Annotated in this window: 6 protein-coding genes; 4 read left to right on the top strand and 2 right to left on the bottom strand. The window is 65.1% G+C overall.

Annotated elements, in window-relative coordinates:
- Positions 1-194: 194 nt before the first annotated feature.
- Complete coding sequence (locus J9889_RS18470) at positions 195-1,100, bottom strand: LysR substrate-binding domain-containing protein (protein ID WP_210557647.1); 906 nt, start codon at positions 1,098-1,100, stop codon at positions 195-197.
- Positions 1,101-1,218: 118 nt separating this feature from the next.
- On the opposite strand from J9889_RS18470, the gene J9889_RS18465 reads away from it, so the two are divergent.
- From J9889_RS18465 to J9889_RS18455, 3 genes are all read left to right on the top strand, one after another.
- Positions 1,219-2,346: an S-(hydroxymethyl)glutathione dehydrogenase/class III alcohol dehydrogenase gene (locus tag J9889_RS18465; RefSeq protein ID WP_010672469.1), complete on the top strand. Its 1,128-nt coding sequence runs from the start codon at positions 1,219-1,221 to the stop codon at positions 2,344-2,346.
- A 51-nt stretch (positions 2,347-2,397) separates the two neighbouring features.
- Entirely contained in the window at positions 2,398-3,246 is an 849-nt protein-coding gene (gene fghA / locus J9889_RS18460; RefSeq protein ID WP_210557645.1) for an S-formylglutathione hydrolase, read from the top strand.
- Between the two features lie 63 nt (positions 3,247-3,309).
- Positions 3,310-3,879 (top strand): DinB family protein, encoded by a 570-nt coding sequence (locus tag J9889_RS18455; RefSeq protein ID WP_210557643.1) that lies wholly within the window; start codon positions 3,310-3,312, stop codon positions 3,877-3,879.
- Positions 3,880-3,951: 72 nt separating this feature from the next.
- Here J9889_RS18455 and J9889_RS18450 read toward each other — a convergent pair whose 3' ends face one another.
- Positions 3,952-4,674: a DUF2807 domain-containing protein gene (locus J9889_RS18450; protein ID WP_210557641.1), complete on the bottom strand. Its 723-nt coding sequence runs from the start codon at positions 4,672-4,674 to the stop codon at positions 3,952-3,954.
- Positions 4,675-4,972: 298 nt separating this feature from the next.
- Between J9889_RS18450 and ovoA the strand changes: the two genes are divergently transcribed.
- Entirely contained in the window at positions 4,973-7,120 is a 2,148-nt protein-coding gene (ovoA, locus tag J9889_RS18445; protein ID WP_210557639.1) for a 5-histidylcysteine sulfoxide synthase, read from the top strand.
- The last annotated feature ends 197 nt before the right edge of the window (positions 7,121-7,317 follow it).

Genomic DNA, 7,317 nt, shown 5'->3' with positions numbered 1-7,317 from the left:
CCGTTGTGGTCGTGGCAGAGGTGGTAGGATAGGCATCAACTCAGTCCTTTGGGTGTGGCTTGTTTTGTTTAGCGACTAATCAGATCGCACAAACTGGACTGAGTTCCCTTCCTCCGGTGATCTACTATTCGGAACAGCTATTTAGTATTCTACCAACCCATTCAAGCCTCTTTCTTATACCTGTATCGCCCCTATCAGCCGATGGGCCGTACCAGGGCGGGTTGGTGGGGATCACTGAGGCGCTCGGCCAGATAGTCCACCAGCAGCCGCACCTTGGGGGAGAGGTGGCGGTTGTGGGGATAGAGAGCCCAGATCCCCTCCGCCGGCGCCCGCAGCTCCGGCAGCAGCTCGATAAGCTCCCCCCGGGCCAGGTGGTCGCTGACGTAGTAGTCCGGCAGCTGGATGATGCCGATCCCCTTGAGGGCCGCATCCAGCAGGGCGTGACCGCTGTTGCACTGCAGCAGGCCGTGGACCCGCACGCTGTGGGGCTTGTCGTTCAGGGTGAAGTGCCACTCGTCGCTGTTGCCCACCAGACAAGTGTGACGGGCAAGTTCGGAGAGGCTGTTGGGCATGCCATGGCGGGCGGTGTAGGCCGGGGAGGCGCACACATAGGGCACCCGCTGCGCCAGCTTGCGCGCCACTAGGCTGGAGTCCTTGAGGTGACCGAGGCGGATCGCCAGATCGAACCCCTCGTGCACCAGGTCCAGCAGCTGATTGGTGAGGTTGAGGGTCACCTCCAGCTGGGGGAAGCGCACCATGAAGTCGTTCACCAGGGGGGCGATGCGGCTCTCGCCGTAGGAGACGGGGGCCGTGATGCGCAAGGATCCTTGCGGCACCGCCTGATGGCGCCCCACCGCCAGCTCCGCCTCGTAGAGGTTGTCGAGCAGCTGGCGGCAGTGGCGAAAATAGATCTCCCCGAGCTCGGTGAGCCGCACCTGGCGGGTGGTGCGCAGCAGCAACTTGGCCTGCAGCCTGTCCTCCAGCTGCGCCACCTGGCGGCTCACCTGGGCCACCGAGACCCCCAGCTTGCGCGCGGCCGGGGTAAAGCCCCCCTGCTCCGCCACGCTGACAAATTCACAGACCCCTTCCCAGCCGAACATTATTACCCATGCGTAAAAGTGATTTCAGATTTCACCTTATTATCACCAAATCGGCGGGAAACTACACTGGATCTCCGAACTCATTTCCGTTCATCCAACCACTACGAGGACGTCATTCATGGCACAGGTTCAAAGCATCAAGTGTAAGGCCGCCATCGCCTGGGGACCGGGCCAGCCCCTCTCCATCGAAGAGGTCGAGGTCATGCCGCCCCAGGCCGGTGAAGTGCGGGTGCGGATCGTCGCGACCGGCGTCTGCCACACCGATGCCTTCACCCTGTCCGGCGAAGATCCGGAAGGGGTCTTCCCCTGCATCCTGGGCCACGAGGGTGGCGGCATCGTCGAATCCGTCGGCGAGGGCGTCACCAGCGTCAAGGTGGGCGATCACGTGATCCCGCTCTACACCCCCGAGTGCGGCGAGTGCAAGTTCTGCAAGTCCGGCAAGACCAACCTGTGCCAGAAGATCCGTGCCACCCAGGGCAAGGGGCTGATGCCGGACGGCACCACCCGCTTCTCCAAGGACGGCCAGCCCATCTATCACTACATGGGCACCTCCACCTTCAGCGAATACACTGTGCTGCCGGAGATCTCCATCGCCAAGGTGGACCCGGCCGCCCCCCTGGAAGAGGTCTGCCTGCTGGGCTGCGGCGTCACCACCGGCATCGGCGCCGTGATGAACACCGCCAAGGTCAAGGAGGGTGAGAGCGTCGCCATCTTCGGGCTGGGGGGGATCGGCCTCTCCGCCATCATAGGCGCGCGCCTGGCCAAGGCCGGCCGCATCATCGCCATCGACATCAACGAGAGCAAGTTCGAGCTGGCCCGCAAGCTGGGCGCCACCGACTGCATCAACCCGAACACGTTCGACAAGCCCATCCAGGAGGTGATCGTCGAGATGACCGATGGCGGCGTCGACTTCTCCTTCGAGTGCATCGGCAACGTCAAGGTGATGCGCGCGGCGCTGGAGTGCTGCCACAAGGGCTGGGGCGAATCCGTCATCATCGGTGTGGCCGGTGCGGGCCAGGAGATCAGCACCCGTCCGTTCCAGCTGGTCACCGGCCGGGTGTGGCGCGGCAGCGCCTTCGGCGGCGTGCGCGGTCGCAGCGAGCTGCCGAGCTACGTGCAGCGCTACATGCAGGGTGAGTTCAAGCTGGACGACTTCATCACCCACACCATGCCGCTCGAGCAGATCAACGAGGCGTTCGATCTGATGCACGAAGGCAAGAGCATCCGCACCGTCATCCACTACTGATCCCATAAGCGCCCCGCCCATCGATACATGGGCGGGGCAAGGAGTCCTTACATGAATCTGGACATCATCAGCAGCAACAAGAGCTTCGGCGGCTGGCACAAGCAGTATCGCCACCGCTCCAATGTGCTGGGGTGCGAGATGCGCTTCGCCATCTACCTGCCGCCCCAGGCCCTCACCGGCCAGAAAGTGCCGGTGCTCTACTGGCTCTCCGGTCTCACCTGCACCGACGAGAACTTCATGCAAAAAGCCGGGGCCCAGCGCATCGCCGCCGAGCTCGGCATCGCTCTGGTGGCGCCGGACACCAGCCCCCGCGGTGAAGGGGTGGCGGACGATCCCGGCTATGACCTCGGCATGGGGGCGGGTTTCTACGTCAACGCCACCCAGCATCCCTGGCGCGACCACTACCAGATGTACGACTACGTCACCCGGGAGCTGCCCGATCTCATCGAGACCCACTTCCCGGTCTCGACGAGGCGCGCCATCAGCGGCCACTCCATGGGGGGCCACGGGGCCCTCATCGCCGCCCTGCGCGAGCCCGGTCGCTACCGTTCGGTGTCGGCCTTCAGCCCCATCAGCCACCCGAGCCGCTGCCCCTGGGGCCAGAAGGCCCTCGGCGCCTACCTCGGCAACAACCCCTTGCTGTGGCAGGAGTGGGATGCCTGCCAGCTGCTGCGCCATCACGACAGCCCGCCTCTGCCGACCCTGGTAGACGTGGGGCTGGACGACCCCTTCCTGACCGAACAGCTCGGCATCGACACCCTGGCCGAAGTGGCCGCCACCCGGGCGTGGCCCCTGACGCTCAACCGCCATGCCGGCTACGACCACAGCTATTACTTCGTGGCGAGCTTCATCGAGGCACACCTGCGCTTTCACGCCAACCACCTGGGCGAACCGGCCTGAGGCTGATCCGCTCGTGGCCGCCCCGTCAGCGGGCGGCCATTCACCCGGAAACAGGAGACAAGGATGCCTCTCTTCACCACATTGCTGGCCATGCCTGATCAGTTCGAGCGGCTGCTGGCACAGGTCCCCACCGACCGTCTGGACTGGGAACCCGCCAACTGGGCCGGGATCCCCTCCGAGCGTTTCAGTGCCAGGGGGCACCTCTGCCACCTGCTGGACATCGAGGTGCTGGGCTATCAGGTGCGGTTTCGTCGCACCCTGGCGGAGAGCCGGCCGGAACTCGCCTCCCTCGATGGCTATCAGGTGCGGTTTCGTCGCACCCTGGCGGAGAGCCGGCCGGAACTCGCCTCCCTCGATGGCTATCAGCTGGCGCTGGACCATGATTACCCCCGGCAGGATACCGCCACGCAGCTCGACCGGTTTCGCACCGCCCGCCTGCAGACCGTCGAATGGCTGAAGACGGTACCGTCCGACGCCTGGCAGCGCCGCGCCCGCTATGGCGGCTATGGGGAGGTGACCCTGGACGGTCTGGTGCGCCTGCTCGTCAGCCATGACCACCAGCACCTCGCCGGCATGCAGTGGCTGCTGATGCGCCTGAACGCCGATCTGGGCCTCGCACTCCCCCTCGAGTGAGGCGTCGCTCAACAGTGTCGTATCCTGCAAAAAAGGCCCCGAGGGGCCTTTTTCATTGTTGCGGTGATGGGATCAGCTCCCCAACCGGCTCACCTGACCCGAGCCCGCGATCTCGCTGGTCAGCGCTGGGCTGCCCCAGTAGTTGACCGCACCGGCTCCGGCGATCTCTATCTTGAGCCGCGACCGGGCACGCACCTCGACCTCGCCACTGCCGGCGATGCTCACCTCGACCTCCTCGCTGGCGATCCCGGCCCCCTTGACGCCACCGGCGCCGGCGATGTTCAGCGCCATCACCCGGGCGGAGCCCTGCCCCAGATCCAGGTTGCCCAGCCCGGCGATGTTGCCCTCCAGCCGATCCAGCGTCAGCCCGCTGGCGACGATGTCCCCCGTGCCCGCCAGGGAGAGCACCAGATCATCCCCCTTGAAGTCGCGCAAGGCGCCGTTGCCAACCCCCGCCAGTGCCAACTCGTGCAGCGTCGGCAGGGTGATGGTGATCTCCAGCGGCTGGGTGGGGTCGAGCCGGTAGCCATCCTTGACCTCGATCTCCAGCCTCTCCCCCTTCTCGGTGAGCACCAGATAGGGCAGCAGGTTGGCCTCCCCCTTGACCCTGAGGGTGTGGCTCTCTCCGGCCACCAGGTACAGGTTGGCGGGCACGCCCGCCAGCACCCGGGTCACCTCATGCCCCAGGGGATGCTGCTGCTCCACCACGGCCCCCTCCCCGCGCACCTTGACGTCATCCTGCCAGCTGCATCCGGTCAGTCCCAGGGCCAGCACCACTCCCAGCATCCATTTCATCCCGCTACTCCTCGTTTCCTCTTTGCCGCACGGCGCGGCAGGTGAGTGGCAATCAGCAAACCCTGTGCCATATAGCTAACATCATGATTTATCTATCCATTTCAATATTTAGAGGCTCGAAGGGTCCATAACAAAGAGTCATTCAGACCACAATCTGGTCAATCTGACCACACCCGAAGGGGGGTGTTGACCCATTTTTTTGGTTGCCGCCCCGGTTCGTTGAGCCAATAGTGATACCTGGTGCGTATAGAGCACTCCATCGCTGCTTCACCCGCCAGAATCAACAAGGAGTCAGAGCGTGACCCAAGCCAGCCACTCATTCGTCCATCCGGGCCTGCCTGCCCCCACCCGCACCCCGCTGCTGACCGGCGACGATCCCGACCACAAGCGCCGCGAGCTGCTCGCCTACTTCTGCCAGACCTTCGATCTCTACGACTCGCTGTTCGACTGCCTGGCCGACGAGCGGGCCTGGTTCAACAAGGCGATCCCCCTGCGCCACCCGCTCATCTTCTACTACGGCCATACCGCCGCCTTCTTCGTCAACAAGCTGCTGGCGGCCCGTCTCATCGAGGGTCGCATCGACCCCCGCATCGAGGCCCTGGTCGCCATCGGGGTGGACGAGATGAGCTGGGACGATCTGGACGAAACCCACTACGACTGGCCCACGGTGGCCGAACTGCGCGCCTACCGCGGCCGGGTGCGCGCCCTGGTGTGTGATTTCATCGAGCGAATGCCGATTGAGCTGCCCATCCATTGGCAAAGCCCAGCCTGGGTCATCCTGATGGGCATAGAGCACGAGCGCATTCACCTCGAGACCTCCAGTGTGCTGATCCGCCAGCTGCCCCTGGCCTGGGTGCGCAGCCAGCCCCAGTGGCCGGTCTGCCCCGAGGCGCGCCACGATCTCGCCGCCGTCCCCGTCAACACCCTGCTGCCGGTGGCCGGCGGCCAGGTGCGCCTCGGCAAGCAGGATGCCACCTACGGCTGGGACAACGAATACGGCGAGCGCCACATCGAGCTGGCCCCCTTCCAGGCCAGCCGCATGCTGGTGAGCAACGCCGAATACCTGGCCTTCGTGCAGGCGGGCGGATATGAAGCGCCCGCCTGGTGGGACGACGAGGGCCGGGGCTGGCGCCAGTATGCCAACGCCCGCATGCCCACCTTCTGGGTCGGCGATCCCAATGAACCCGAGCAGTTGCAACTGCGGCTGATGACCGAGCAGGTCCCCATGCCCTGGGACTGGCCGGTGGAGGTGAACCAGCTGGAGGCCGCCGCCTTCTGCCGCTGGAAGGCGGATCAGACCGGCCTGCCCGTCCAGTTGCCAAGCGAGGGGGAGTGGATGCTGCTGCGGGAGCAACTGGCCGGCGATCAGCCGGACTGGATGGAGGCCCCCGGCAACATCAACCTGGCCCGCTTCGCCTCCTCCTGCCCGGTGGATGCCTGCCCCCAGGGCAGCTTCTTCGATCTGGTGGGCAACGTCTGGCAGTGGACCAGCACCGCCATCGACGGCTTCGAGGGGTTCAAGGTGCACCCCCTCTACGACGACTTCTCCACCCCCACCTTCGACGGCAAGCACACCCTCATCAAGGGCGGGAGCTGGATCAGCACCGGCAACGAGGCGCTCAAGTCCTCCCGCTACGCCTTCCGTCGCCACTTCTTCCAGCACGCGGGCTTCCGCTACCTGGTCTCACGCTATCAGGAGCCCGTCATCGTGAACCCTTATGAAACCGACACGCTCGTCGCTCAGTACCTCGACTTCCAGTACGGCCCGAGCCACTTCGGGGTCGCCAACTACGCCGAGGCTCTGGCCGGTCTTGCCAGCGAGCTCTGCGGCCGCCATGAGCGGGCGCTGGATATCGGCTGCGCCACCGGCCGCGCCAGCTTCGAACTGGCTCGCCGCTTCGCCCACGTGGACGGGGTGGACTACTCGGCCCGCTTCATCGACGTGGCCCTGACCCTGGCAAGACAGGACAGCTTCCGCTATGCGGTGCCGGTGGAAGGGGATCTGGTGGAATATTGCGAGGCGCGCCTCTCCCGCCACGAGCTCGGTCGCGAGCAGAGCGAGCGGGTCCACTTCAGCCAGGGGGATGCCTGCAACCTCAAGCCCAAGTACGGCGACTACGATCTGGTGCTCGCCTCCAACCTCATCGACCGACTGCGGGAGCCCGCCCGCTTCCTGCGGGACATTGCTCCGCGCCTTCGCAGCGGCGGCCTGCTGGTGCTCACCAGCCCCTACACCTGGCTGACCGACTACACCCCCAAGGCCAACTGGCTCGGCGGCATCCGGGAAAACGGCGAGGCCCTCGGCACCTATCAGGCGCTGCAACGGCTGCTGGCGGAGGAGTTCGAGGAGCACATGCCCCCGAGGGACGTCCCCTTCGTCATCCGCGAGACCGCCCGCAAGTACCAGCACACGGTGGCTCAGCTCACCGTCTGGCGCAAACGCTGACGAGGCGGCAAACGCTGACGAGGCGGCAAACGAAAGAGGGAGGCCCACTGGCCTAATGCCAGTCAGTTAAGCCTGACTGGCATTGTTTTTACTAGGTTTTCTCGTCGCATACTTCTGTGGTTTGGCTTTGATGCACCTTGGGTAACTTCGTTCTCGGCGGGCGGGTAACTTGAACTGCTCTGCCTGTTTGTCCAACT

The sequence above is a fragment of the Aeromonas sp. PrichA-15 genome (genome assembly GCF_017939245.1).
GTDB lineage: Bacteria > Pseudomonadota > Gammaproteobacteria > Enterobacterales > Aeromonadaceae > Aeromonas > Aeromonas caviae.
This window is presented reverse-complemented; position numbering and strand designations above follow the sequence as displayed.